Source organism: Pseudomonas sp. Z1-12 (genome assembly GCF_051132015.1).
In the GTDB taxonomy this organism is placed as follows: Bacteria; Pseudomonadota; Gammaproteobacteria; order Pseudomonadales; family Pseudomonadaceae; genus Aquipseudomonas; species Aquipseudomonas zanjanensis.
In genome coordinates this window covers 1,716,484-1,742,781 of record NZ_CP071647.1, presented here as the reverse complement: position 1 = coordinate 1,742,781, position 26,298 = coordinate 1,716,484, and the positions used below count along the sequence as shown (strand labels likewise).

Genomic DNA, 26,298 nt, shown 5'->3' with positions numbered 1-26,298 from the left:
CCGGATAGAAAGGCTGGGATGGCGGTGCAATTGAGCGACAGTGCCGGTAGGTTTTCCTGCCGTACCCGGTCGAAAGCTGCAGAAGGCGCAATGGCCAGTCCGATTCACTGTGGCGAGGGAGCTTGCTCCCGCTTGAGCGCGAAGCGCTCACAAAAGGGGCTGTTTCACAGCCCAGCGGGAGCAAGCTCCCTCGCCACGGTTCATCTGCGAGGTTATGCAGCAGGTTAGTTCAGCAAGCCGGTCCAGGGTACGTTGCGCACCGGTCCCAGAGCGAAACCCGCGCCCTGCAACGCCAGGTTGCCGTTGTAGAACCGATCCTGGGCGAATGCCCCGGCCCACTTCTCACGCAGTGCCGTAAGCGCTTCAGGCGTACTCGCCAGCACACCGGGCTGGATCACCTGCACATGCGGTGTCCACACCGTCAAATAACCGGCCTGGTCAACTCTCAGGCAGAGGTCGACGTCACCCAGGGCATCGTCGAACAGTCCTGTATCAATGCCGTCAGCCGCTTCGAACAGTTGCTTGGAAATCATCAGGCAGGCGAAAGAAACCGCCGAACAGTTCTGCTCGACCACCAGCCTGTTCATGTAGCCCCTGGCGGTCTTCGGCTCGCCGATGAAGGCCGAGCCGACTTCGTCATTCAGACCCAGGATCAGGCCGGCCTGGGTGATGCGCCCATCACGTTCGACCAGCTTGGCGCCGACCACGCCCACTTCCGGACGCAACGCCTGATTGAGCAGCGATTCGATCCAGTTGACGTTGACCACTTCGCTGTCGGCTGCCAGTGTCACCAGATAGTCGCCCTTGGCCTCCTGGCTGGCAGCGTTGATCAAAGTCCCCGTCGCGACGCCCGCGTCGATATCCAATAACCGCACGCGACTGGCCTGGTGCCCCTGGCCATCGAGCCAGGTGCGCAGTACGGAATGGTTTTCCGTCCCGGTGGGGACCAGTACTTCGTAGCGCTGATATCGGGTGCGCTGCAGTACGCTGAGCAGGCAACGTTGTAGCGTCGTCAGATCGCCAATACTGTGGAGGATGATCGACACCTGGGGGCGCTCGGCAAAGCGGTAGTCGATTTTGTGCGTGCCCGGCACGACTGCACTCACGTCAGCTTGATAACCACGAACCGCCAGGTGACGCAGCAAGGTCTTGCGCTCGTCGGCATTGTCTTCCACCGGCGCCGCCTGGCAAGTCAGCAGAGGCTCATCCAAGTGGGCAAGCCCCTCCAGGCCGTCCTGCTCGATCAAACGCAACAGCAGGTCGAACTCCAGCGCATTTTTGAACTCGCGCGAATAACCGCCGAGCTTTACCAACGTCTCGCGGCGTACCAGCCAATGACGGGCCATCAAGGCCGGGGCGTTTTGCAGCAAGTCAAGGTTGAACCCTGGCCGGAAGACATCGGCCAGCGTCCCGTCGGGCTGGCGCTGGAACTCGTCCATTGCCACGGCCTGGCACTGCGGTGCGGCCAGCAGTTCCACACTCGCGCGAAACAGGCCGCTGGGTGTCAATTCATCGCCGGCCTCGACCATGACCATCCAATCGCAATCGCTTTGACTGACAACCTGATTGATTTTGTCGACGTAATTGCTTTCGTTGACTTTGACGAAATGCAGGACGCTTTGTGGCGTGGTCTCGCTCGGCAGGTCACCGGTGGTGAACACAACAATCTTGAACATCCGGCAATAGCCATTGATCACGCTGTCGAAGGTGGCCTGCATCTTGAAGATGTCGGCTTCCAGATCCAGGATCAAAATGCCAAACGTCGGCCCCCCGTTGCGAGCAGCCAGGTACTTCGACACTTTCTGGGCTTCACTGGCGCTCGGTTCACGCGCCTCGAGCCAGCGCAGCAATTGACCGGAGCGCGTGGCGTCGAACAACCTCGCGGTATTTTCAAATGCCGCTGCCTTGAGCCGTTGTTCCCAGGCCTGAATCATTTGCACGTAGCGCGTGTCACCCTTTGCCTGCATGACCTCATGCAGTTGCTTTACCAGATCCTGGTTGAAGGCATAGCTCAGGAAAGCCCTCGCCAGCTGTTGATCAAGCGGCTCGGCGCTGGTGTTGCGCTGGGGACGAGTCAGCTCCTTCTGCTTGAGCATGACGGCTTCGAGCTCCTTCAACTGCACCTGCCCGCTTGGCGCCGCATGAAGCAGGAATTCCAGCGCGGAGAGCACGTCAAAAAAAGACTGGTTATAGAACGGCAACTCAACGTATTGCGTCGGTTCGAAACGCCGAACCGGTTCGCCACGCCGCGAATCCCAGATCGACTCGAACAGTTTTCCGGGCTGCGGCACCGAACGCTCGTCCAGCTTCTTGACAATGGCCTTGGCCTGTTCCCGCGCCGTGGCGTCCGTGCCGAAGGCACTGGCCAAGGCCGTGGCAAAACGTTCCTGTTCAGCGACCGCACGCAAGTCCACGGAGCCAGGCGCCGTGGTGACCGAGCCCTGCGGCTTCGCCACGCGACTGCGCTCCTGCACACCATAGGGGACGTCCAGCAAGCGAACTCGTGCAGCGGCCACCAATCCATAGGAATGGCCGGCCTCCTGCAGCCGAGAATCAAAACCGCCGGGCAACGAAGCGTTGCTGTGCCGCAGGGTCTCGGTGCGGGTGACGGCATTCACCAGCGACGGGCAATCCTCGGCAAACACAGCCAGCCGGGCTTCGGCCGATAGGCCGGAATAATCCTCGCAGCCCTTGCGATCGAGCACGTAATAATCGACGCGGTCGGCATGGGCCTCGAATGCCAGGCTGTAGCCTTGGCAGGCACCGTATTCTGCGTGTGCTTCGAGGAAACTCACCGCTTGTTCGAGCGCTTGGGGCAGCAGGAAACTCTCGGCATCGGCAATCGCCAGGTAAGGCGTGGCGACTCGCTCGACAGCCTGGCGAACCTTGTCGCCGAAACCAATGGCCGTGGGCGCATACAAATATTGCACTTCAGGGAACGCTGCCGAGATATCCGCAGCGATCTGGCTCGATGAGTCGATCACCAGCACCGCGAACGAACTGTCGCGGTAGTGGCGCAACGCCCGCAGCAGGGCAGTCGACTGGTCATGAGCGAGCAGCACCAGGGTAAACCGTTCATTCAATGGCGCAGTCGATCCTGTTGGGGCATTGCTTTGCATATTCGTTCCTTAACGAGTGGGGGCTGCATCGGCGATACCGGGAGTTTCGCGGTTGAAACTCATCAATCCGGTAGCCAACCATTGGCCCAGTACTGCAGGTTATCGCCGCGCAAGATAAAGTCGCGCAGCACCACTTCACGTAATTCGTCGCCCATCCGGTAACTGGCAATCGGATCCGCCAGGTGCATGCGGATGGCCTCCAGCCATTCTTCGGTGCTGTTGGTGAGGACCCGGGTACAAGGCAGGTGCCCCCGGTAAGCCTCGGTATCCGAACAGATGACCGGATAGCCACACGCACCGTATTCCAGCAGGCGAAGGTTGCTTTTGCAGTCGTTGAATATATGAAATTCCAGCGGCGCCAAGGCCAGGTCGAGATTCAGGCTGGCCAGCTTCGCCGGATAATCCGCCAGGCTCACGCCTGGGTGAAACTCATGGATATAGGGCTTGAGCAAATCCGGACACATGCCGAAGAAAACCCATTCGACTTCGTCGGCCAATTCCCGAACGACATCGACAATAAGCTCCAGGTCGCCACGGTGGCTGGTGCCGCCCCCCCAACCGATACGCGGCTTGCTGGAGGTTGCACGCCGGCTTCTGAGTTGGTTCCACAGGCTGGCAGCCAGCATGTTCGGCACCACGCGGATATCGTGGTGCATGCTCGACAAGACGTCCGCCAGCGGATGGGTGGACACCACGACCCGATCACACAGGGCGATCCCTCGGCGCAACATGTCATCAAGGTTGTCCGGCATGTTGCGGCGGTGTTCGTTTTTTTCCGGGACCCGGGAGATGTAGTCATCCAATTCATAGATGCGCATGGCGTTGGAGTAAGTCTTGACTTGAGTGATGTCCTTGAACTTACTCACGTTATAGCGACCCTGAAGGATGACTACATCCGGTGACTGGCGCTCGATGTCGATGATCGAGGGCGTATCGTAGGCCACACGCCCCACGACTCGACCCGCCGCTTCCAGTTCGAACAACGGTTGGCTGACCCGGTAATGCCCCACCGCCGAGGTATTGACCGCCATCCCGAGGATCGAAGGGACGTTGCGGGTGATCAACGGATTCCAGCCGGTGCGGGGTCCGGGCTCAAGACTGAAGCTTTTCCCGGTCAGGCTCAGGTTACGGTTGTAGGCAGGATCGTTGGCGATCTTGGGCAACCAGCGCTGATAGAATGCCTCTTGTTCGTGCTCCAGCCGCTGCTTCCACGCAGGATCAGCACTGGTTTCCACGCCGGACGCGGACGCCAGCACGACATCACTGTGAGGCGTGGTGACGATCAGGTAGCCGTTTTTACCGACCTGCTGACAGAGCTCCAGCGAGTTGATCCGCTGTATCGTAATGCTCTGATCGAACCCGCCCACTTCCTCCAGAACCTGCTTGCGTATCAACAGGCAGTGATCACCGACGGCGCTCCAGTTCTGCACCGTCTGCAAGCGTTGCATGTAGCCGCCGGATGTCACCGATTCGTTGACGAAAGCCCTGCCCGCCAACCCACCCATTCCCATGATCACGCCGGAGTCGATGACTCGGCCTTGCAGGTTGAGTGTACGAGGGCCGACGATGCCGACCTCAGGACGTTGACCCTGATTGAGCAGTTCGTCCAGCCAGGCGGCCTCAAGCACGATGCAATTGGGGCTGAGCAACAACAGGTATTCGCCGCGGGCCTGTTGCGCGGCGAAGTTGCGGATCACCGCTTCGCTGGCACTTTCGGAATGCGCGAATATGCGCAACTTTTCACTGCCCAGCTCGGCCATTGCCCGCAGCCAATGCTGCAACTCGGCATCTTCACTGGCGTTATCGACAATGATGATTTCGTAGTGTGGATACGCAGTCGTACTGATCAGGCTGTTGACGCAACGCTCCAGCGCGCCCAGGCCATCCTTGACGCTGATGATGATCGACACCAGGGGGCGCTCGGCGAACAGGTATTCAATACGCGGAATCAACGCCAGCAGCGGCCCAGGGTGCAGCTGGTGCGGCACGCCAATACGCTGTAGATGAGCGCCAATCAATTCGGCGTTTTGCTCGATGACTTTCGGCAACGACAGCCATTGGGCGAACGAAAACGTCGACTCGACCTGGACTTCCGGAATGTGGCCAATGACCTGCGGCCCATCCGTTTCCACCAGCCGCCAGATCAAGTCATGGGGTGCCAGCTCGCCCAGGCTCGGATCGAATCCACCCGAGGCCAGGAATCGGGCACGCTCGAAAGCCAGTGTCCGACCGACATAGGGATAACCGCGCATCAGGTCGAGATTGAAGTCGGGCTTGAAGATCGGCTCCACCGCCTTGTCATCCACCAGCGCACCTTCATCGCTGTAGAGGCAGGCAGCAGCCGGCGAGCTGACAATCCGATCGGCCATGATCAGCAGCGCTGACTCGGTCAAGCGATCGCCGGCTCGCAGCAGGTAGAACCAGTCGGCACCGTCCAGTTGAGGCAACAGCCCGTTGAGCTGCTGCGCCCAGTCCGCCTGCAGGCCAAGGCGCAGGACGTGATTGTCCACAGCCTGGCGACCATTGGACAACAGCAGCACCGATTCGCAGGCATAGGCTTGGGCAGCGATACTCTGAAGGGTAATGTCCAACGCATAAGGATCGTCCTGCTCGTCGATGATGACGGGAACGATCTTCGGTCGATAAGCCCAGCGGGCGATCTGCCGGGACAAGACTTGCTTGCGCGATGGACTGAAACGGCGACAGGCCAACCACTGCGGGTAGAGGTCTGCGTAGCTCTCGATGTCAGTGCCGACTTGCGAGTTGATGATGCCCTGCCGATTCGCAATGACCGCGTAGGCGTTGAGTTCTTCCCATTCGGGCGCCCCAGGCTCCCTGGGCTGCCCCAGTGGCTGGTAACGCACCCAGCCACTGGCGGGCGCCGGATCGCCACTGCGCTGGGCGAGCATTTCCTTGAGCCAGGTCATCTCCACCGTGGCCGCTTCGAGCATCTTGGCCTGACGCGCCAGGCGATCCGGATGCAAGCGCTGGCCGCTTCCCTCGGCGAACAGTTGGACCAGGTGCCCCCGGCGCAACAGGCAGATGAACAAGGCAAAATCGAGGACCGCCTCGAAGCCTTCGCCAGGCCGCGCCAGCGCCGGCAACAAGGCCTCGACATCGGCGCGGCGCATCAACGCGCCACTCAAACCGCCGAGAAGTTGACGGGCGCTCTTTTCAAAATACGCCAGCATGTCGGTACCGTTGAACAACGCATCGAACTGCGTGATGCCAGTGTTTTCAAGGCGGACCGGCAAGGCATAGTTATCGACATCGATTAGATGATGCCTGTTGATCACCAGCGATACGTGCGCATGCTCCTGCAGGATGGCCGCCTGTTGACTGACGCAGAACGCCAGCAACTGGTCGTCATCGCACAGAAACTTGATGAACTCGCCCCGGGACTCTTCCAGACAGCGCAACAGGTTCTGCTGGAACCCCAGCCGAGTCGGGTTGCGCAGGTAACGCACCTCAACCTTGGCGTTCGCGCCAAGCTCCTGGACAATCTGCTCGATGCCATCGGTGCGGCAATCGTCGCAGATGACAATCTCCAGGTTCTCGTAGGTCTGCTCGAGCGCGCTTAGCAAGGCGAGGCGGAAAAAGCGTGGGCGGTACGCGGGGATGGCAATGCTGACAAGAGGAGCTGATTTCACACGCATGGCTCTCAACCGGTGGGCGCCAACTCGGGCGAGAGCAGGACGTCCTGAATCGTATTAGGAACGGGTCAGGGACCGCTTATAGCGTCACGGTCCCGGCCCTGGATCACACTTTGTTGAACAGGCCCAATTGAGCGATCTTGCTGAACGCCAACTGCGACGCTTGAAGCATAGTCTGCTGCAAAGTCAGGCGCGTCATCACTTCGGCCGGGTCGGAGTCACGTATCGCCGACTGGGTCTGCGAGTTGGCCAGGACAAAGCTCTGATTGGTATCGCTTTGGGTATCGAGCGACTGGCCGCGACCACCGACTGAACTCAGTGCACTGGTCAAGTGGTCGGTACCACTGGCCAGGTTGCCGATCGCCGAAGCCAGTGACGCATTCAGTTTCTGGATGGCGATGTTGTCGCCATTGGCCGGCGTATTCAAAGCAGTGCGCAACTGGTTGACGGTGTCCAGGATGTTCTGCGTCTCGTGGGTATTGACCGCGATGCTGAACTGATCGTTGGCCGCCGGCGCGCCATTGAGTGTGAAACTCACACCCGATGCGGTGGCGACGTTGCCTGCAAGGGTACCGCTGGAGACGGGTTTGCTGTCCGCGGTCAGTGGCGCGGCGTACAGGTCGAAGTCCGTGGCACTGGTAAACTTCAGTACTGCCGAGCTCGTCGGGAAGCTGGCGTGGTAGGCCGCCGGATCGGTAATTGCGCTGCCCGTGATTTGGGTCGCGGTGGTGTTGCCAGGGCTGCGAGCCGGTGTGAACGAATCAGGTTTGGCGGCCAGGGTGAAGGTATGGCCGGGCAAGATCGTGCCGGCAACATCACCCGCATGAAGGTTGACGTTCAAGGTCAAGTCGACGCCGCGAAAGCTCACGGTCTGGCCGGCCTGGCTGTTGGGATCAATAGTCCCGCCCTTGCTGGCTTCGGCAGTCACATCGTTGCCGCCCGAGTCGGTGATTTTCAACTGGGTGCCGCTGACGAATTCCACCGTGTACGGCTCGCCACTGCGGAACTGGCTGTTGTAACTGACGCTGGACGAGACTTGGCCGTTGGTCAGCACTACGCGACCATCATCCACCGCCGGCGCGGTCATGGTGACTTGGGTGCGACTGGTGTTGACCGCTTGCTGGAACACTTCCCAGCCAGTGCTGTTGGTGGCCATCGACATGGTGTCGCCAATCGGCAGGTCCAGGGTGACCTGGTCGCCGTTGTAGCTGTAGGTGCCGTCATCGTTGCGGGTGAACGGTACGACATCGCCCTTGGAGCCGGCAAAGATGTATTTGCCGTTTTCATCCTTGGTGTTCATCAGGCTCAGCAGTTGATCTTCGATCGAGCCCAATTCCGAGGCGACCGCTTGACGGTCTGCGTCGGTGTAGGCGGCGTTGCCGGCACTCACGGCCAATTCCTTGGCGCGCTGCAGCACGTTGCCGATGCTGGTCATGACCGCTTCGGTGGTGCCCAGGGTGGCCTTGATGGTGGTGACGTTGGCTTCGTACTGGGACAGCATCGAAGCCTGGTTGCCCAATTGGAGCAGACGCGAAGCACCCACCGGATCATCCGCGGCGGTGTTCACGCGCACCAGGCTGCTGGCTTCCTCGCTGGTCTTGACCACCTTGGCGAAGTTTTTCTGGTAGTTCGCAGCCGTGCTTTCGTAGAACTGAGAAGTAGAAATGCGCATGGGCTACGGCTCCTTAAAGACTGTTGATCAATGTGCTGAAGATTTGTTGCGCCGCCTTGATGATCTGCGAAGACGCGGTGTAGTACTGCTGGAACTTGACCAGGTTGCCGGTTTCTTCATCCAGGTCCACACCCGACAATGAGTCGCGGGCGTTCTTGGCATTGGCCAGGATCGCACCGGTAGCGGCGCTGTCGAGCTTGCCCTGGGCGGCCTTGGCGCCGACGCCTTCCACCAGTTTGCCGTAGGCGTCGTTCAGGGAAATGCCTTTGCTGGCGGAATCGGTGTCCACGGTCTTGGCGGTCTGCAAGCCGGCCAGGATGGTCCCGTTACGGTTGTCCAGGCTGCCGGGCTGGCTGAGGCTGATGTTGATACCTGAACCTTCGGACGGCGCCCCGGCGATGGACATGTCGAACGTGACGGTGCGCTGCACCGGCGGTACGGACGAATCCAGGATCGGGGCACCGGTGGCATCCTTGAGCGGAACGCTCAGGTTCAGCGTGTTGCTCTGGCCGGGCTTGATCGTGCCGCTACTGATCAAGCCGCCCTGGGCATCGAGCAGCCGGTAGGCCTGGCTGGTGCCATCAGTCGAGGTCGCGCCGAACACCACTTTGACCGGCATGGAATTCTTGATGCCGTTCTGGATGATGCTGGTGGTGGCTTCGTCGTAGATGTCCAGCTTCGTCGTCATGGTCGGCTGGCCGGTGGCCGGAATCGTCAGCGTGCCACTGCCGCCTGGCGTGATGGCGGCGCCCAGCGGGGCGGCAATCGCCAGCCGCTTGGAGTCGGTCATCTCGGTCTTGATGCTGCCCGCCGCGTTGCGGGTCGGGGTGATCTTGAACGAATCGCCGGCGGCCGCAGTGCCATTGGCGAAGGTCAGCGAGAAGCCATCGACGACCGGCGCTGGCGTGGTCGTCGTACTGAACGCGCCCAGAGAGGTGTTATCAGGCAGGCGCTGTACGGTGTAGTTGGTGCCGCTGGTGAAGGTGATCTTGTAGTCGTTGGTGGTCAGCTTGCCGGTGTCTTCGATGGACACGTTGAAGTTGCCGGAGCCTGCGCTGTTGCCCAGCGAGGCGACGCTGCGCTGGCTCATCTGCGCGGCGCTGTTGATGCTACTGAACAGGTTGGAACCAAACGCACCGTTCTTGTCGATGCCCGAAGCCTGGATGCTGTTCATCTGATCGGCAACCACCAGGGCCACGCGGCCCAGCTCGTTCATGGCCGGGTCGAGCACGGTGCTGCGGTAGCGCATCAGGCCACCGATCTCGCCACCGGTCATCACCTGGGTGAGGTCCATGACACTGGAGCCGCTGTTGAGCTGGATGCCGATGCGCCCCGGATCGTTCTTGTCCGGCACCGCTTCGAGTTTATTGGTGATGTTGCCCATCACCAGCGGCTGGCCGGAACCGAGGTAGATGTCCAGGCTGCTGCCGTTCTCGACGACTTGGGTGCCGGTGAAGGTCGACAGTTGACGAATGGTTTCGCTGCGCGCGTCGAGCAAATCGTTCGGCGCGCCTCCAGAATTGGAGACTTCGGCGATTTTCTTGTTCAACTGGGCGACGGTGGTGGCCAGGCTGTTGATCTGGTCGACCATGTTCGACAGGTTGCCGTTGATGTTGTCATTCTGCGCGGTCAACTGGCTGGCAACCGAATTGAAACGGTTGCTCAAGGCCTGGGCATCGCTGAGCAGCAACTGGCGGGACGCATCGTCGCCCGGCTTGGCGTTGACGTTCTGCACCGAGGCGAAGAATTTGGTCAGCGCGCCGTTGAGGCCGGTGCCACTGTCCGACAGCAGGGAGTCAAGCGGCGTGATCTGCCCCTGGTAGGCCGCCGCATCGCTGTTGAGCGAGGTGGTGGTTTTCAGTTGCGCTTCAAGATACGAGTTATACACCCGGCGCACATCGGCCAGGGTCGTGCCGGAACCGATGAACACGTTGCCGTACTGGTTCGACGCCTTGGTGGTCTGCACGGTCTGCTGACGCGAATACCCGGCGGTATCGACGTTGGCGATGTTGTTACCCGTGGTCACCAGTGCGGTCTGGCTTGCGGACAGACCCGACATCCCGATATTGAGCAAACTCATGGTTCAGACCTTATAAAGTCGTGGTGGCACCAGCCGATGCGTAGTTTTGGTAACTCGTCATCTGCCGGGCTATGTTCGAAATCTTGCTGGCGTAGTTCGGGTCGGTGGCGTAACCGGCCTTCTGCAACTCGCGTACAAATTGTTCCGGTTTATCGGCCGACTTCAGCACTTCTTGATAGCGGCTGTTGCTTTGCAGCAGATTGACCAAGTCATGGAAACTGTCGCGGTACGAGGCGTAGGAACGGAACTCGGCCGTCTCCTTGACCATCTCGCCATTGCGGAATTCGCTGGTGATCGCCCGCGCCGAATCGCCCTTCCAATTGGCGCTGGCCTTGATGCCGAACAGGTTGTGGCTGCTGCTGCCATCGGGTTGGCGCATGACCGATTTGCCCCAACCGGTTTCCAAGGCGGCCTGGGCCACCAGGTAACGTGGGTCGACACCGATGCGGTCGGCGGCTTCCTTGGCCATTGGCAGCATGGCATTGACGAATTCATCGGCATCGCGGAAGGCCTTGCGCGCTGGCGCCAGCGGTGGCTGGGCCACGGCGCGACCATAGACCTGCATGTCGCCTTTGGGCTCGGACGCCTTGAGCGCGGCCAACCAGTCGCCATTGGCCAGTTCGCCGGTGGCCGGCTTGACGGCGGCGATGGCACGATCCGGCAGCAGGTTCTGCGCAGGGGCATCGGCATTGGCCGCTGCCGAAGGCACCAGCCCGGCGAGCAGGCGGTCAGCCAGTTTCGGCGGCAGGGCCAGGCGCCGCTGGTTGAGCAGTTCCATGTCGTTACGGTGGACGCCCTCGGCCCCTTGCGGTGCATTCACGGCCCGCGAAGCCCACAACGGACGCTGGCCACTGGTACGCGACAACGGGCCGTCGGTAGGCAGGGTCCCGGCCGCCACTGGCGTCGGCACCGGTGCCTTGGCGACTGTGTCCTGCGCCTCTTGTTGCTTGGCAGCCGACAATGTCGCCGCCTCGCCGGACACCAATGGCTTGTTCTTCGACATCTGGCGCAACAGCACATCGGCCAGGCCGATACCACCGCCTTCGCGGGACATGGAAACGGCCAACTGCTGGTCGTACATTTCCTGGTATTGCTTGGCTTCCGGCGTGTTCATCGGATTGTCCTTGCCCAGGGCCTCGGTGGCCGAACGCATGGACTTGAGCATTTCGCCGAGGAACAGCGACTCGAATTCCTGCGCCACTTTGCGCAGGTTGCCTTCGCTGTTCTTGTCGCCGACCTTGAGCTGGTTCAGGCGATTCAGGTCCGAGTAGGACCCCGAATCCCCGCTGATCAAGGCGCCTTTGCGCATATCCACCATGACCGTTTTCCTTAAATCACGATCAGGTCGGCTTGCAACGCGCCGGCCTGCTTCAAGGCTTCAAGAATGGCCATCAAGTCGCCCGGCGCCGCGCCGACCTGGTTCACCGCCCGGACGATTTCATCCAGGGTCGTGCCCGGGCCGAACTTGAACATCGGCTTGGCTTCCTGTTCGGCATTGACTCGCGAACGCGGGACCACGGCGGTCTGGCCGTTGGACAATGGCCCCGGCTGGCTGACGATCGGATCTTCGGTGATGGTCACGGTCAGGCTGCCGTGGGTCACGGCGGCCGGCGAAACCTTGACGTTCTGGCCGATCACGATGGTGCCGGTACGGGAGTTGATGATGACTTTCGCCACCGCCTGGCCCGGATCGACTTCGAGGTTTTCCAGGATCGACAGGTAGTCGACGCGCTGGCTCGGATCCAGTGGCGCGGTGACGCGGATCGAACCGCCGTCGATGGCCTGGGCCACGCCTGGGCCGAGCATGTCGTTGATCTTGTCGACGATGCGCTTGGCCGTGGTGAAATCGGAACGGTTGAGGTTCAGTGTCAGGCTGTTGCCCTGGTTGAAACCGCTCGGTACCGCACGCTCCACCGACGCACCACCCGGGATGCGACCGGCCGACGGAACGTTGACGGTGATCTTCGAACCGTCGCGACCCTCGGCGTCAAAACCGCCCACCACCAGGTTGCCCTGGGCGATGGCGTAGACGTTGCCGTCGATCCCCTTGAGCGGCGTCAGCAACAAGGTGCCGCCGCGCAGGCTCTTGGAGTTACCGATGGACGATACGGTGATGTCCACCTGCTGGCCGGGCTTGGCGAACGCCGGCAGATCGGCACTGATCGACACCGCCGCGACGTTCTTCAACTGCACGTTGCCGGAGCCGGCCGGCACCTTGATGCCGAACTGCGACAGCATGTTGTTGAACGTCTGCAGGGTGAACGGGGTCTGGGTGGTCTGGTCACCGGTGCCGTTCAGGCCCACGACCAGGCCGTAGCCGATCAACTGGTTGGAACGCACGCCGGAAATGCTGGCGATGTCCTTCAGACGCTCGGCTTGAGCGGTGAAGGCTGCCGACATCATCAGGGCACCGATCAACAGCTGTTTAAGATTCAACTGGGCCACCTAGAAAGGGAACTTCGGGCTGAGGAAGAAACGGTCGAACCAACCTGGCTGACTCGCATCGGCAAAGGCACCAGTGCCCGAATAGGTGATGCGCGCATCGGCCACGCGGGTCGATGGGACAGTGTTGTCGGTGGAAATATCATCGGCGCGAACCATGCCGGCGATACGCACCAGCTCATCGCCCGTGTTGAGGGTCAGCCACTTCTCGCCGCGCACGGCGATGATGCCGTTGGGCAACACATCGGCGACGGTCACGGTGATCGAACCGGTCAGGCTGTTGCTCTGGCCGGACTGGCTGTCGCCTTTGCTCGATCGGTCGGAACCGTAGCCGGCATTGAGGCTCAGGTCGCCGCCACCGATCGGGTTGTTGGTGGTCAGGCTGGAGCCGAACAGCGAGGTCAGGCCGACGCTGGTCTCGCTGGTCTTGTCGATCTGCGAGTTGGCGTTCTTGCTGGCCTGGGTCCGCTCGTTCAGGGTGATGGTGATAATGTCACCGACCCGGAAGGCCTTGCGGTCGCTGTACAGGTTCTGCTCGAAGCCAGCCTGATAGATCGAGCCATTGTTGGCGGCAGCCGGCAACGGCGTACGCGGCAACACCGGAGCGTAATACGGGTCATTGGGCCGTGGCGTTGGCGCAACACAGCCCGCGAGTGCGGTAATCCCACTCAGTGCCAGAACAGATACGAAGCGTTTCATGACCCTACCTCTTGGTGTTGCAGGCGACCCTGGGGCCGCCCTGTCTACGTAATGACGGACGACGCGGTTACAGATTCTGCGTAACGAACGAGAGCATCTGGTCGGCGGTGGAGATCACCTTGGAGTTCATCTCGTAGGCGCGCTGGGTGGTGATCATGTTGACCATCTCCTCGACCGTGCTCACGTTGGAGGTTTCCAGGGTGTTCTGCAGCGTGGTACCGAAGCCGTTCAAGCCCGGGGTGCCGACTTGCGGCGCGCCACTGGCAGCGGTTTCCAGGAACAGGTTGTTGCCCACCGCTTGCAGGCCGGCCGGGTTGATGAAGTCGGCGGTCTGCAGGTTGCCGATAACCTGGGCGGCCGGGTTGCCTGCCACGGTGATGGACACGGTGCCGTCACGGCCCACGGTGAAGGTCTGGGCATCGTTCGGGATGACGATGGCCGGTTCCAGGGCGAAACCACTGGCGTTGACGATCTGGCCGTTGGAGTCGAGGTGGAAGGTACCGTCACGGGTGTAGGACGTGGTGCCGTCCGGCTGCAGGATCTGGAAGAAACCGCGACCGTCGATGGCCATGTCCAGCGGCTGCTCGGTGGTTTGCAGGCTGCCGGCGTTGAAGTTTTTCTGGGTGCCGACAATGCGCACACCAGTACCCACTTGCAGGCCCGACGGCAATTCGCTGTCCTGGGTCGATTGGGCGCCTGGCTGGCGTTTTACCTGGTAGAGCAAGTCCTGGAACTCGGCGCGATCACGTTTGAAACCCGTGGTCGAGACGTTCGCCAAGTTGTTGGAAATGGTGGAAAGGTTGGTGTCCTGGGCGGACAGACCTGTTTTGGCAACCCAAAGAGCCGGAAGCATTCGATTCTCCTCGTACGCCTGTTTTTCGGCGCGACGCTGTAATTAATAGTTAGATCTGCAAGACCCGAGCCATGGCTTCATCGCCTTCTTTGGCGGTGTTCATCATCTTGACGTGGAGCTCGAACTGCTTGGCCAAGGCCAGCACTGAAGTCATTTCATCCACGGCATTGACGTTGCTCGCCTCCTGGAACCCGGACACCAATTGCACGTTGCCGTCGATGGGCGCCGGCTGGCCGTCCTTGGTCCGGATCGAGCCGTCCAGGCCCTTGGTCATGGTCCTGAGGTCAGGGTTGACCAGCTTGATGCGGTCCACTTCCGCCATCACCCGAGGGCCTTCGCCCATGGCGCGGATGCTGATGGTGCCGTCCTGGCCGATTTCGATTTTCTGCTCGGGTGGCACGGCGATCGGACCGCCATTGCCCATCACCGGCATGCCGTTGCCGGCCCGCAGCACGCCCAGGGCGTCGACGTTGAGGCTGCCGGTGCGCACGTAGCTTTCACCGCCATCGGGGTTCTGCACGGCCATCCAGCCCGGCCCGCTGACCGCCACGTCCAGATCGCGACCGGTCTCGATCAGCGCACCCGGGGTGAAATCGGTGGCAGGACGCTCGGAGAGGGCAAACGCCCGCGCCGGAAAGCTGTCGCCGAACACCGGCATCGAGCGCGCCTGCTCCAGGTCTTTCTGAAAACCATTGGTGGAGATGTTCGCCAGGTTGTTGGCATGGGCCCGCTGCGCCAGTGCGTTCTGGCTGGCGCCGGTCATTGCCACATAAAGGTACTTGTCCACTGTCGTTCCTCTGCATGCCGGACGTTTGCCGCCCACTGCTGTGTTGCACAGCCTTAAGCAATTTGCAGACCAACTTTTTTCTGGCGGGCCCAGGCCTGGAAAACAAAGGGCCTGGGGGATTCAGAGAGCACCACTCAGTTGTATCGAAGTCGAAAAACCGGCGGAGTTATGCCGCTAGGTGGCAAGCCGCCAATGCACCGCCGAGCACATCGACCACCCGGTCTTGCTGATCGTTCGTCAAACCGAGCCATAGCGGCAATCGCAACAGACGCTCGGAATACCCGTCGGTTATTTCCATCGAGCCGTGCACACGCCCATACCGAATTCCGCCGGGCGACGAATGCAGCGGTACGTAGTGGAACACCGCGTAGATGGCGTGGCTCTTGAGTTTTTCAAGAACAACTTGGCGCGCGACACCAGGAGCCAGCAGCACGTAATACATGTGCGCATTGTGCTGGCAATTTTCAGGCACTATTGGACGACGCAACAATCCTTGCAGCTCAAGCTCTGCCAAAGCGCCATGGTAATGATCCCAGATTGCCAAGCGACGATTGGTGATGGACTGAGCCTCTTCCAACTGGGCCCAGAGGAAGGCTGCCGTAATTTCTCCGGGCAGGAACGAAGAACCCACTTCTTGCCAGGTGTATTTGTCCACCTCGCCCCTGAAGAATCGACTGCGATCGGTGCCTTTTTCGCGGATGATCTCGGCGCGCAATGCCATTGCAGGGTTATTGGCCAGCAAAGCCCCGCCCTCCCCCGAAATCACGTTCTTGGTTTCGTGGAAACTGAACGCCCCAAGGTCGCCGAGGCTGCCCAACGCCCGCCCCTTGTAAGTCGACATCACCCCTTGCGCAGCGTCTTCGACCACCGCCAGACCATGCTTGTGCGCAATCGCCAGGATCGTGTCCATCTCGCAGGCAACGCCGGCATAGTGAACGGGCACGATAGCTTTGGTCCGCGACGTGATTGCCGCCTCGATCAGACGTTCGTCCAGGTTCAAGGTATCAGGCCGTACATCGACGAAAACCGGCACCGCGCCACGCAGCACAAAAGCGTTGGCCGTGGAGACGAAGGTGAACGAAGGCAGGATGACTTCATCGCCAGGCTGGATATCCAGCAGCAAGGCGGCCATTTCCAGCGCAGCGGTACAGGAGTGGGTGAGCAGTGCCTTGTTGCAGCCCGTGTGCGACTCCAGCCAGCGGTGGCATTGCTTGGTGAACGGACCATCCCCGGCGAGCATGTTGCCGAACTTGGCCTGGGCAATGTAGTCCAGCTCCTTGCCGGTCATGTACGGGCGGTTGAAGAATATCGTTTCTTTGCTCATTGCGAACTTCCCTGGGCGGGCATGGTAGTGAGTAGCACACAGCAAAAAACCTCAAACCGCATTGATCCGCCCACCGATCTGACTGCCGATATCAAGGTTTTCGTAGAAATAAGGGGTAAAACCGGCGCTCTTCATGGCGAGCTGCGTTTCACCGATGTCGTATTCAACCCGGTGCAGGTTGAAGGCTTCGCCGTCCCAAGTGGCGAAAGCTGCCCGGGGATCACCGTCACGTGGCTGGCCGACTGAACCGGGATTGCAGTAGGCCTTGTCCTCGCCGCTCCACAGGTGCTGGACATGGGTATGACCCGATGCGAAATATTGGCCGGGCAACGGCGCAAAGTACGCCTGCGAGGGGCGCAGGTACTCGTCCAGCGGATCGTTCCAGCCACCGTGGACGATGCTCAGTCCATCCTCTGTGGAGCGCTCCGGGAGGGATCCCAACCAGGCCAGGTTCTGCGAGGTGATGATGCCCCGCTGATAGTCCAGGCAGGCATTGGCGCTATTGGAACGGGGGCAGCGCTCATTCCGGGCCAGGTACCAATCATGATTGCCCATCACGGAGAAGATGTTTCGCTCACGCAGGGCTTCGCAGCACTCATTGACTTGACTGTAATAACCGGCCGTATCACCCAGGCAGATAATCCGCGACACACCCAGCTCATCCAACTTGGCAAGCACTGTTCGAAGGGCGCTGTAATTGCCATGTACGTCAGAAATGATGCCGATCATAGACAATGAAATCCTCTATATAACGAACAGCGAAACCACTGCGAATGGTGGGCTGGGCCGGTGTCTTGCCATCGAGGTAAAAATCCAGGCACATGGCCGCCTCGTTGTAGCCGAATGCGCGACGCATTGAACTGGTCGAGGATATTCGCGGATTGATCTCCAGCAGGCTCCAGGAGCCATCGCTGCCACGACGGAATTGCAAGTTGGTCGGCCCCACCGGCTTGAAGGCGCGGCACAACCTGGCAACTGTTTCATCCAGCGAATCATCCTGATACACCCAAGCCTTGGCGGTGGCCCCGTCCGACGCCAGCTTGCGCTGGAAGGCGATGATCGGCCCCGTGCCGCCGCGCCCATCGCCGAACGCCGCCACGGTGAATTCATCGGCCGCGCTGCCAATGATGGGTTGGGCCATGAGGTAGTCACCGAGCAGGGCCGCGTGAGGCGTAAAGTCGCGCTCCTCGCGAACCCAGACCAACCCTTTGGAGGCATAGCTTCGCCGCGGCTTGAGCAGGAACGGCAGGCCCAAGGCCGCCTTGAGCGCGTGGAAATCCCCCGTCAGCAGGCTGGGAATACGACTGGCATCCCCCAGCGCCACCAGCGCCTGGTCCATCGCCCATTTGTCCCTGGAAAGTTCGATCAATTGCGGGTTGTTGAGCGCGACCTGGCAAGCAAATGTCGCCAACAACGCTCGGTTGTCCGACAGCCAATGGACATCCTGTTCGATGCCGGGAATCAGCAGGTCGACCTCGTGCCTGGCCAGCGTATCGCCCAGCCACTGAGCGTACCCCGGGTCAGCAGTCAAAGGAGCCTGCACGAATGCATCGCACCAACCGCGACCGACGGCATCGTCGTAGATATCGGTGCCGACCAGGCGAACAGAAGGGTCCGCCGCACGCAGCGACTTGAGCAGGCCGTAACCCATGATGGCGCCAACACCCGTCACCATGACGGTCTTCATGACAGGTTCTCCCGGTGCGCTCGCATCAGCTCAAAACCCCGGCGAATATCTATTCGCGGGGTGAAACCTATTTGTTCGTACAAGTCATGCCCACAGTCAAAGGAAGGCAGATCGGGAATATCGTTTTTTTCCGGCAGGAAGCGGACGTCCGACGGTTTGCCAAACGCCTCGAAGGCGGCCTGGGCAATTTCGGATAGACGAGGAGATTCGGGATGGCCGCAGTTATACAAGCCAGTGATGCCCTGTTCCGCCAGCCGCGCGCAGACCTCGGCAAGATCACTCAAGTGCAGGTAGTTGCGCCGGGGGTCGTTGCTGCCATAGAGCTCGACGGCCTGCCCCGCCTGCGCCTTGTCGGCGATGACGTATAACAGCGGTTGGTGAGTCCTGCACTGCTCCCCGCTGTCGTAGACCTGACTGATGCGCAGGACGCTCAACGCCATGCCCCGTTCCTGGCAATACAGGCTCGCCACTTCTTCGGCATGGCGCTTGGACAGCGAGTAGATGCCGAAGTAGGGATCCGTCGCCTGATGGCTGGCCCAACGCGACGACAGCAGAATGAAATGCCGCGCCCCGCATTGTTCGGCCAGGCGACAGGCAGCCAATGCACCGACACTGTTGACCTGTTCGGCGCGAATCAGATCATCTGGCTGGCCGCCGCCGAAATCGGCCGCGGCCAGCACGACCACGTCGAAGCGCTCGTCGCAGGCGCTGGGTTGCGGGCTATTCAAGTCAAAGGCAACATCGGCGTCCCGGCGTCCCGCCAATTTGACTGGGCCATAGCTCGACAACGCCCGGGCGACCGCCTTACCAATGACTGAAGTACTCCCTATGACCAGGCTTTTCATGACGGCGCGACTGTCGCTTCCAGCATCATTGCACAGCACAGTTCTGGATAATCGATGCCCACGGTACACATGGCCTGGATGATGTCCGGACTCAAGTTCAGCGTTTTCAATTGCCCGGTGGTAAAGGGTTTGAGAAATATGCCTTCTTTGCGCACCACCTGGAGCCCGGCGGTTTCAAGTTCCGCGGTCAGGGTCTGTAGCGAGTAGCTGCGTACATGACCCAGCTCAAGATCCGCGCCGCCCAGCGCCGCCATGTCGTCAAGCAGCCCGGCAGCATGACCGAATCGCCGATGCAGGGACTCGCCGTTGGGAACCGCCACGAAGCAACGACCACCAGGGGCCAGAAAACGCTTGAACCGTTGCAGTACGGTCTGTGGATCCTCGACATGCTCAAGAATAAAACCCATCACGATGAGATCGAAACGCTTGTCGGTGTCGAATGTCTCAAAATAACTTTCAACGATCTCGGCCGCATTATCCGGGTATCGAGCCTTGAACTGGGCAATCACCGATGCGGAACCATCGATGACCGTGTGCTCGCCAAAGAACTGCGAGAAGCGATGGGTGCTGAAGCCATGGCCAACACCAAGCTCCAGGAGGCTTTGCGCCTGGGTGCAGAGCGCCATGATGCGCTGGGGATACCAGTTGAGCATGATGTTGTTGTCATATGCATAGCCAAAGCTGTCGCTATAGGCAGCGACGAAGGTATCGAGATCGTTGCTCATGTCACATGTTCTCCGCTGAGCGACCAAGGTCATAATGAGTAGGGATCAATCGGCCAACCACGCCCGTCGCCAGGCGTCCAGGCGCTCGCCTTCGAGCAGCCACTGCGCCCGCACCGTCGACTGCAAGGTGTCCCCCAGCGTCGCGGAAGCTTCACGGTCCTCCAGGTGCAAGCGAATCGTCCGGATCCAGTCTTGCGCCTCGTTATTTACCCGTGACAGCGGCAATACCTCACCGCCGACAAAACCCGGCACCCGGCTGCAAATGACCGGATGGCCGCACGCGGCATGCTGCAGGACACGCAGGTCACCGGAGCAGGCATTGCCCAGGGTTTCAGCCATGGGTACCAGTGCAAGATCCAGATTCAAGGCTGCCATGGCCCCGGCCAACTGCTGCTGCGCGACAGCTGGGTGCAGCTCTTTCAGAAAAGGCTGAAGTGCCGCGGGGCAGTCGCCCAGCACCACCCAATCGACTTCGCCAGCGAACGCGGGCAGCACGTCGGCCAGCAGTTGAGCATCCTTGCCGCCCAGCCAGCCCAGCCGCGGTTTCGGCCCGATACGTCGCTTGCTTTGCACACGCCCCCAGGCGGCCGGCAGCAGGGTTTCCAGCACGCGGATGTCGTCGTGCTGACCTTGCAACAGTTCGGCCAGCGTCGGCGTGGGGACCAGCACCCGATCGGCCTGCATCATCCCGAACCGCAGGCGCTCCAGCAGCTCATCGACACCGTGATCGCCCTTCAACTCCATCTGCGGCAAATAACCGTCCAGGTCGTAGACCGTGAACGCCTTGGAAAACGCTCTAAGGCGGCTCAGAGCCAGTAGCCCGGCGTCATCCAGAGGGCGCTGCAATACCACGGTGGTTGGCGCCAGGCGCGCAATTTCCACCGGCGACAGCAAACTCGAAACAGCTGCGCCTTCGACCTGCCCTGCTTCCAGCAAGGTGCTGAATGGCTGAACCAGACGCGAATAAGCCCCCGCCTGCTGTTCAGTGACACAAACCAACACCCTCGGCACACTGCCTTGCAGCGGATACCAGCACAGGTCGGTGTTTTCCCGGACAAAACCCTCGCCGACGCGCAGCGAAAAGTTGGAGTTGTAGGCCGGGTCGCGAGCCAATTGCGGCAACCAACGCGCGTAGAAGGCATCCTCCTGCTCGCTAGTTGCCTGGGAATCTGACACAACGTCCATCAACAGACGTGCGTAAGGGGTCCAGACGTTCAGGTAACCCGCCTGCTGCAGCTTCAGGCACAGGTCGACATGGGTCCAGGGGGCCAGCAGTGGATCGGTATCGAAGCCATCGGCCTCAAGGAACAGCGCCCGACGCAGCATCAGGCATTCACCGCCCACTGCGGAGCAGTTTTGCTCAAGCCCAGACCGGCCCATGCCCTCCGATACCTGGGCTGACAAGCCCTCAAAGGCCCGACCGACGACCCCGCCCAACCCCAACACGAGGCTCGCCTGGCGTATCCGGCCCTGGCTATCCTGCAACGTGCCGCCCACGGCACCGACTTCCGGGCGCTGGGCGTGATTGAGCAACGCGTGCAGCCAACCCGGCTCAAGCACAGCGGTTTGCGCGTCGAGCCAGAGCAGATATTCACCGCGTGCCTCCTGCGCCGCCGCATTGCACATCGCCGCGCGTGACTGCCCCGGCATGAAACGCAACACCTGGAAACGACCTTCGCCCATCTGCTCGACCAGCCCCAGCCACTCCAGCAATGCGGGTTCATCGTTGCCCGGTTCGATCAGCAAGACCTCGAAGTCCACGGCGTCTGTCCGCATCAGCAGGCTTTCCAGGCAACGCTGGAAATTGGTCAACTGTCCTTCGAGGTAAATCAGAATACTGACCGAGGCCAGTCGCTCGTGACCGTAGTCAATACGATAGCGACCCGGCTCCTTTTCAAGGGCAATCGCTCGCGCCTGACCATAGCCACGTCCGTGCAGGTGCGCGTCAATGACCGAGCGCTCATCAGCACATTCCGACTGCCGAACTTCGTTGGCGATCAGCAGGGGCTCGCTGACATGACCAATGCTCGCCATCCCTTGCTCGCCGATCAGGCGCAGTTGGTAGGCCAACTCGAAGGCGCCACCGCAGCCATTATCAAAACCGCTCAAGCGCTCCAGCGCCTCCCGACGGTACATCCAGTGACGGGAAAGACTGGTCGGAAACGCCAAGAGCAAATCCAGGTTCAGGTCAGGCCGCAACGAAAGATTCGCCACCCCTCCCACCCGCAGCGCCTCGTCGGCGTATACCGCCAGGCAACTGTCTGGCGCATCGAGCAGATTCAGGGCCGTCATCAGCAACCCCGCAGCAGTAAACTCCTCCCCCGCCTCGACCAGCAGGAGCCAGTCGGTCTGGGTGCCCTCGACCAGGCCATTGATCGCTGCCGCAGGTTGCTTCGGGTCACACGCCAACCATTGAACGTTGGCTCGCCCCGGGTCAGCGTCACCCATCACACATACATGGATGCGCTGGTACAACTGTCGATCCAGGCTGTCCAGGGTGTGCGCCAGCGCCAACGGATTGCCGTCGTCGCGGACCAGGACAGTGAAACTCGGCGCCGCCGCGCTAGCCAAGCGCTCATTGATCAGACGCAATGGTTGCGCCAGCGGGTAGCGTTGGCGCAACCAATCGAGCACACCCAGACGGTTGCCGACCGCCTCACGCGCGGCAGTCGCCTGGGTTTTTGCAATAAATACGTCCAGCTGCTGCCAGAAAGCCGCCGTGCGCTCAACATAACGGGGCAAGGCGTCGCCGAGGCTTGCCCGGGCATGTTCCAACGGGTCCGGCTGGTCGAGCATGGCAAAACCGACGCTGCCGAAAAAACTGTTATCGAGCAGTGGCTGGTCGACGCCATGTCCTGGAATGAATATCACCGGACATCCGCACAGCACGGCCATGACGCAGGTCATCGACCACTCGTAGCTGTACATCACCTCGGCATTGCGCAGCAGCTCGGCCAGCTCAGGCAGGGCCAAGGGGTTGGCCATGCTCAGCAGGCGGACATCCGCTGGCAGTAGCGAGTAGTCGATCTGACCCAAGGGGTGACGGTTCTGGTAGAGATAGCTGCCCTTACGCACGGTGCCGGCGCCCACCGTCGAGAACATTTCGATATCGATCGCAGGCAGGCACAACAGGTCACCGTCAGGGTCGCCACGGTGCTCAGCGAGCCGGGCAGCGTAATAGAAAAACAAATCGGTGGGCGCGGCGTCCATGCTTTTCCCAGTGAGGAACCCCTCGAAATTCAGGAGAAAACGCGCCACGACCGGACAGTTGAGTGGATTGCCAGGGAATACCTCGGGATAAACCGCGATCGGCACCTTGCCCGCCGCCCTATGGCGCTGCTTGATCGCAGAACTGATCAAGGGCGTCTTGAGATCTGGATTGACCACTTCGGTGCTGCAGATGTAGGCCTCACGGCCACTGAGGTTGAGCATATGACAGAGGTAGTGCAGCGAGACGACGCCCGACGAGGATTCACGGTAAGCAGGCGCCAGGATGTAGTAGGGATGCTCGGGTTTGGCATACATCAGCCGTAGACGCGCCAACGCCTGTTCGAGCGAATGAGCGTCCAGCTGCGCAAGGTTCGACATCGGGTGAAATCTCCAGAATCAAGTCAAAAAGGGTGTCACTGGCAAGTCCCGCTCAGACAGCCCCTTTCTCCAGAAAAGCCGATGCATCCGCGCCGGTATTGAACAACAGGTCGATGACGCTGAGCGCATGCTGGAACTCGCCGTATAGCTGCGGATACTCGGGATAGCCGGCATAGCTCATGTACGACACCGCGATCCCCTTGGCGGCGAACGCCGCTTCGTCGAGGTAGTGACTGGCCGCGGGTCCAGAAAGGTACTCGTTGGCCCCGAGGGCCTGGCAGAGATGGATCAGGCGTTCATTCTTGCCCTCTGCGCGCCCCAATTCTTCGGAACGGTGGAGCGGCGTATGGATGCCCAGCAGGGGGCATAAGCCGGCGATGAACAAATGGTTGATGCGAGTCAGATCGGTGAGGTCGGCAGCCTGCTCGTAGAGCGCACGAATCGGCGCCTCCATCTGAGCGAAGCACGGTGCGCGCCGATAACTGCGCTCAATGGTCTTCCAGTGCGCAGCGGCCCAATCCGGGCTGGTCACCTGGACTTCGTTGATCAATTGTTCGAGACGGCCCTTGTTCTTGACCGGAATACTCAGCCAATGCTCACCCTGGGCGGTCTTGATCTTGTTGCGGTTGCGCCAGTCCCTCCGGGTGTACTGGACATCGTCAAACAGGACGAACGCATCGACGCTGCGGATCAGATCGAAATAGCCCTTCCAAGGGATGTAGTTCGACTGCACCACAGCTATTTTTTTTTGCATCCTGAGCCTCACGTACGCAGCCGAAACCGGGCCTCAGCCCTGTCAAAAAGTCGCCACCTACTCCGAATAAGCGGGGGGACAGCCACGATCTAGCAAATCCCATACCAGGGGAAAAACGCCCCCCGCTAAGGCTCCGTCTTGCCCACTTCATACTCACGCAACTTATTGGCAATGGTCGTATGGGAAACCCCCAGCCGCTTGCCCAGTTGCCGGCTGCTGGGATGTTCGGAATACAAGCGCTCCAGCACCGCCTTCTCGAAACGCCCAACGATCTCGTCCAACCCACCCTCAAGGGAGAAATCGCCAAGGGGCTGGCGCACGCCGTAGTCCGGCAGGCGGATGTGCTCGGCTTTCACCTTTCCGCCATCGCACAGGGAAACCGCCTGGAACAGCACGTTTTCCAACTGCCGGACGTTGCCCGGCCAATGGTAATGACTGAGGCGGTCCATGGCCGCCGGCGCCAGCTTGGGCAATGCACAGCCGATCTGGCGGCTGGCCTGGTCGAGGAAATGCTCCACCAGTGGCCCCAGGCCATCGAGGCATTCGCGCAGGGGTGGGATGTGTAGCGAAAGCACATTCAAGCGGTGGTACAAATCCTGACGGAATTCGCCTCGGGCGCAGAGTTCGGACAAGTCCACCTGGGTGGCGCAGATTACCCTGACGTCCAGGTACACCTCCTCATCGCTGCCGACACGCCGGAAGCAACCGTCCTGCAGGAAGCGCAGCAGTTTCACCTGCAGACGCGGGCTCATTTCCCCGACCCCGTCGAGGAACAGCGTTCCTCCGGCGGTCAGCTCCAACAGGCCGAGCTTGCCTTCGGCCCTCGCCCCTTCGAATGCACCGGGGCCGTAGCCGAACAGCTCGGTCTCGGCCATCGACTCCGGCAACCCGGCACAGTTGAGCGCCATCAAGGGCGACTGCCCGCGCGGGCTGGCCAGGTGACAAGCCCGGGCCAGGAGTTCCTTGCCCGTGCCGGTTTCGCCTTCAATTAATAGCGGCGCGTCCAGCGGAGCCATGCGCCGGGCCTCACGGACCACCGCAGCCATTACCTTCGAGCTCTGGAAAATACTGTCGAAGCCGCGCAGTTCCTGCTTGCGCACGTTGTAGATCCGTTCACCCACACGGTCGGCCCGATGCAACGTCAACACCGCACCGGCCATGGCTTCGCTGTCGTCGTGCTCCGATTGCAGTGGCGCGATGTCGGCCAGGAACACGTCGCCCTTGACCTTGACCCTCAGGCCGTTGATGCGCGACTGGTTGGCGCGCACCAGTTCCGGCAAGTCGAAATCCTCGGCGTAGCGTGACAAGGGAATCCCCGGCACCTCGTCGACCCGCACCCCGAGCAACTGCGCCGCCGCCCGGTTGGCCGCGACGATGGAACCTCCCATGTCGATGGACAGCACTGGAAACTCCAGGGCGCCGAGCAAGGCGTTGAGCTCCATGTGCCGACGCTCGCTGGGCATCAGGCCTACACGCTTGACGCCAAACACCCCGGCGATGCCTTCGAATTTCGGACGCAACGCCTGGAACTGGATGTTGATCAGGTTCGGGCAGTGCAGGTAGATCGCATTGCCGTGCTCGCCACCGACCTCGCCCCGGGCGACGTTGATGCCGTACTCCACCAACAGGTTGAGAATGTCCCGGAGGATGCCGATGCGATTCTGGCAATGGACTTTGATGCGCATGAAAGGACCCAGGTGCATATGAGATAGAAAAGCGCGCCATTCCAGCCCCTCTGTGGCGAGGGAGCTTGCTCCCGCTGGGCTGCGCAGCAGACCCAAAACAGGGGCCGCTTCGCGCCCCAGCGGGAGCAAGCTCCCTCGCCACAAAGTTTTTCGGCGTGGCAACACAAATAATCGTCAAGATTATGTGACAGATGTAGTCCGTTTCCCACCTGAAAATCCCGGAAAGATCATAGCGCCCGTCAATTCGTAACGAAAACTTTACGAATCGACCCGTCGTTCGCCCAATCCATCCTTGCCAAGCCGATGCGCACACCGCTGCTTCGGGTTATCTCTAATGCATCGCTCGACATAACAACAAACGCATCTTCCCCCTGAGGGAAATCAG

17 protein-coding genes are annotated in these 26,298 nt (G+C 60.8%); all 17 read right to left on the bottom strand.

Features of this window, described 5'->3' with window-relative positions; translation table 11 throughout:
• Positions 1 to 224: 224 nt before the first annotated feature.
• Positions 225 to 3,119, bottom strand: a complete 2,895-nt coding sequence (locus J3P85_RS07775; protein WP_434705386.1) for a TIGR00180 family glycosyltransferase — start codon at positions 3,117 to 3,119, stop codon at positions 225 to 227.
• A 62-nt stretch (positions 3,120 to 3,181) separates the two neighbouring features.
• Positions 3,182 to 6,769: a glycosyltransferase gene (locus J3P85_RS07770; RefSeq protein WP_434706336.1), complete on the bottom strand. Its 3,588-nt coding sequence runs from the start codon at positions 6,767 to 6,769 to the stop codon at positions 3,182 to 3,184.
• A 109-nt stretch (positions 6,770 to 6,878) separates the two neighbouring features.
• Positions 6,879 to 8,444: a flagellar hook-associated protein 3 gene (locus tag J3P85_RS07765; RefSeq protein WP_434705385.1), complete on the bottom strand. Its 1,566-nt coding sequence runs from the start codon at positions 8,442 to 8,444 to the stop codon at positions 6,879 to 6,881.
• Positions 8,445 to 8,457: 13 nt separating this feature from the next.
• Positions 8,458 to 10,524, bottom strand: a complete 2,067-nt coding sequence (gene flgK, locus J3P85_RS07760) for a flagellar hook-associated protein FlgK (protein WP_434705384.1) — start codon at positions 10,522 to 10,524, stop codon at positions 8,458 to 8,460.
• A 10-nt stretch (positions 10,525 to 10,534) separates the two neighbouring features.
• Entirely contained in the window at positions 10,535 to 11,842 is a 1,308-nt protein-coding gene (gene flgJ / locus J3P85_RS07755; protein WP_434705383.1) for a flagellar assembly peptidoglycan hydrolase FlgJ, read from the bottom strand.
• Between the two features lie 11 nt (positions 11,843 to 11,853).
• On the bottom strand, positions 11,854 to 12,927 hold the full coding sequence (locus J3P85_RS07750; RefSeq protein WP_207966038.1) for a flagellar basal body P-ring protein FlgI: 1,074 nt from the start codon (positions 12,925 to 12,927) through the stop codon (positions 11,854 to 11,856).
• 42 nt (positions 12,928 to 12,969) lie between these two features.
• Positions 12,970 to 13,665 carry a flagellar basal body L-ring protein FlgH gene (gene flgH / locus J3P85_RS07745; RefSeq protein WP_186704643.1) on the bottom strand — a complete coding sequence of 232 codons (696 nt, stop codon included), beginning with the start codon at positions 13,663 to 13,665 and terminating at the stop codon, positions 12,970 to 12,972.
• A 67-nt stretch (positions 13,666 to 13,732) separates the two neighbouring features.
• Positions 13,733 to 14,518 carry a flagellar basal-body rod protein FlgG gene (gene flgG, locus J3P85_RS07740; protein ID WP_053120245.1) on the bottom strand — a complete coding sequence of 262 codons (786 nt, stop codon included), beginning with the start codon at positions 14,516 to 14,518 and terminating at the stop codon, positions 13,733 to 13,735.
• Between the two features lie 49 nt (positions 14,519 to 14,567).
• Complete coding sequence (locus tag J3P85_RS07735; RefSeq protein WP_186704642.1) at positions 14,568 to 15,305, bottom strand: flagellar basal body rod protein FlgF; 738 nt, start codon at positions 15,303 to 15,305, stop codon at positions 14,568 to 14,570.
• 166 nt (positions 15,306 to 15,471) lie between these two features.
• The gene (rffA, locus tag J3P85_RS07730) at positions 15,472 to 16,629 is read right to left on the bottom strand and encodes a dTDP-4-amino-4,6-dideoxygalactose transaminase (protein WP_434705382.1); all 1,158 of its coding nucleotides are present in this window, start codon (positions 16,627 to 16,629) and stop codon (positions 15,472 to 15,474) included.
• Between the two features lie 51 nt (positions 16,630 to 16,680).
• On the bottom strand, positions 16,681 to 17,358 hold the full coding sequence (locus tag J3P85_RS07725) for a metallophosphoesterase family protein (RefSeq protein WP_434705381.1): 678 nt from the start codon (positions 17,356 to 17,358) through the stop codon (positions 16,681 to 16,683).
• The gene (locus J3P85_RS07720; protein WP_434705380.1) at positions 17,339 to 18,316 is read right to left on the bottom strand and encodes an ATP-grasp domain-containing protein; all 978 of its coding nucleotides are present in this window, start codon (positions 18,314 to 18,316) and stop codon (positions 17,339 to 17,341) included. Before J3P85_RS07720 ends, J3P85_RS07725 begins: the two co-directional genes overlap by 20 nt.
• On the bottom strand, positions 18,313 to 19,161 hold the full coding sequence (locus tag J3P85_RS07715) for an NAD-dependent epimerase/dehydratase family protein (protein WP_434705379.1): 849 nt from the start codon (positions 19,159 to 19,161) through the stop codon (positions 18,313 to 18,315). The genes J3P85_RS07720 and J3P85_RS07715 overlap by 4 nt, the downstream gene beginning before the upstream one ends.
• A complete protein-coding gene (locus J3P85_RS07710) occupies positions 19,158 to 19,886 on the bottom strand; it encodes a class I SAM-dependent methyltransferase (RefSeq protein ID WP_434705378.1) in 729 nt (242 codons plus the stop codon). The genes J3P85_RS07715 and J3P85_RS07710 overlap by 4 nt, the downstream gene beginning before the upstream one ends.
• Before the next feature lie 45 nt (positions 19,887 to 19,931).
• Positions 19,932 to 23,474 (bottom strand): glycosyltransferase, encoded by a 3,543-nt coding sequence (locus tag J3P85_RS07705; protein ID WP_434705377.1) that lies wholly within the window; start codon positions 23,472 to 23,474, stop codon positions 19,932 to 19,934.
• A 52-nt stretch (positions 23,475 to 23,526) separates the two neighbouring features.
• Positions 23,527 to 24,228, bottom strand: coding sequence for a WbqC family protein (locus tag J3P85_RS07700; protein ID WP_411386802.1), 702 nt, complete (start codon positions 24,226 to 24,228; stop codon positions 23,527 to 23,529).
• A gap of 125 nt (positions 24,229 to 24,353) precedes the next feature.
• Positions 24,354 to 25,913 carry a sigma-54-dependent transcriptional regulator gene (locus J3P85_RS07695; protein WP_186704641.1) on the bottom strand — a complete coding sequence of 520 codons (1,560 nt, stop codon included), beginning with the start codon at positions 25,911 to 25,913 and terminating at the stop codon, positions 24,354 to 24,356.
• Positions 25,914 to 26,298 lie beyond the last annotated feature (385 nt).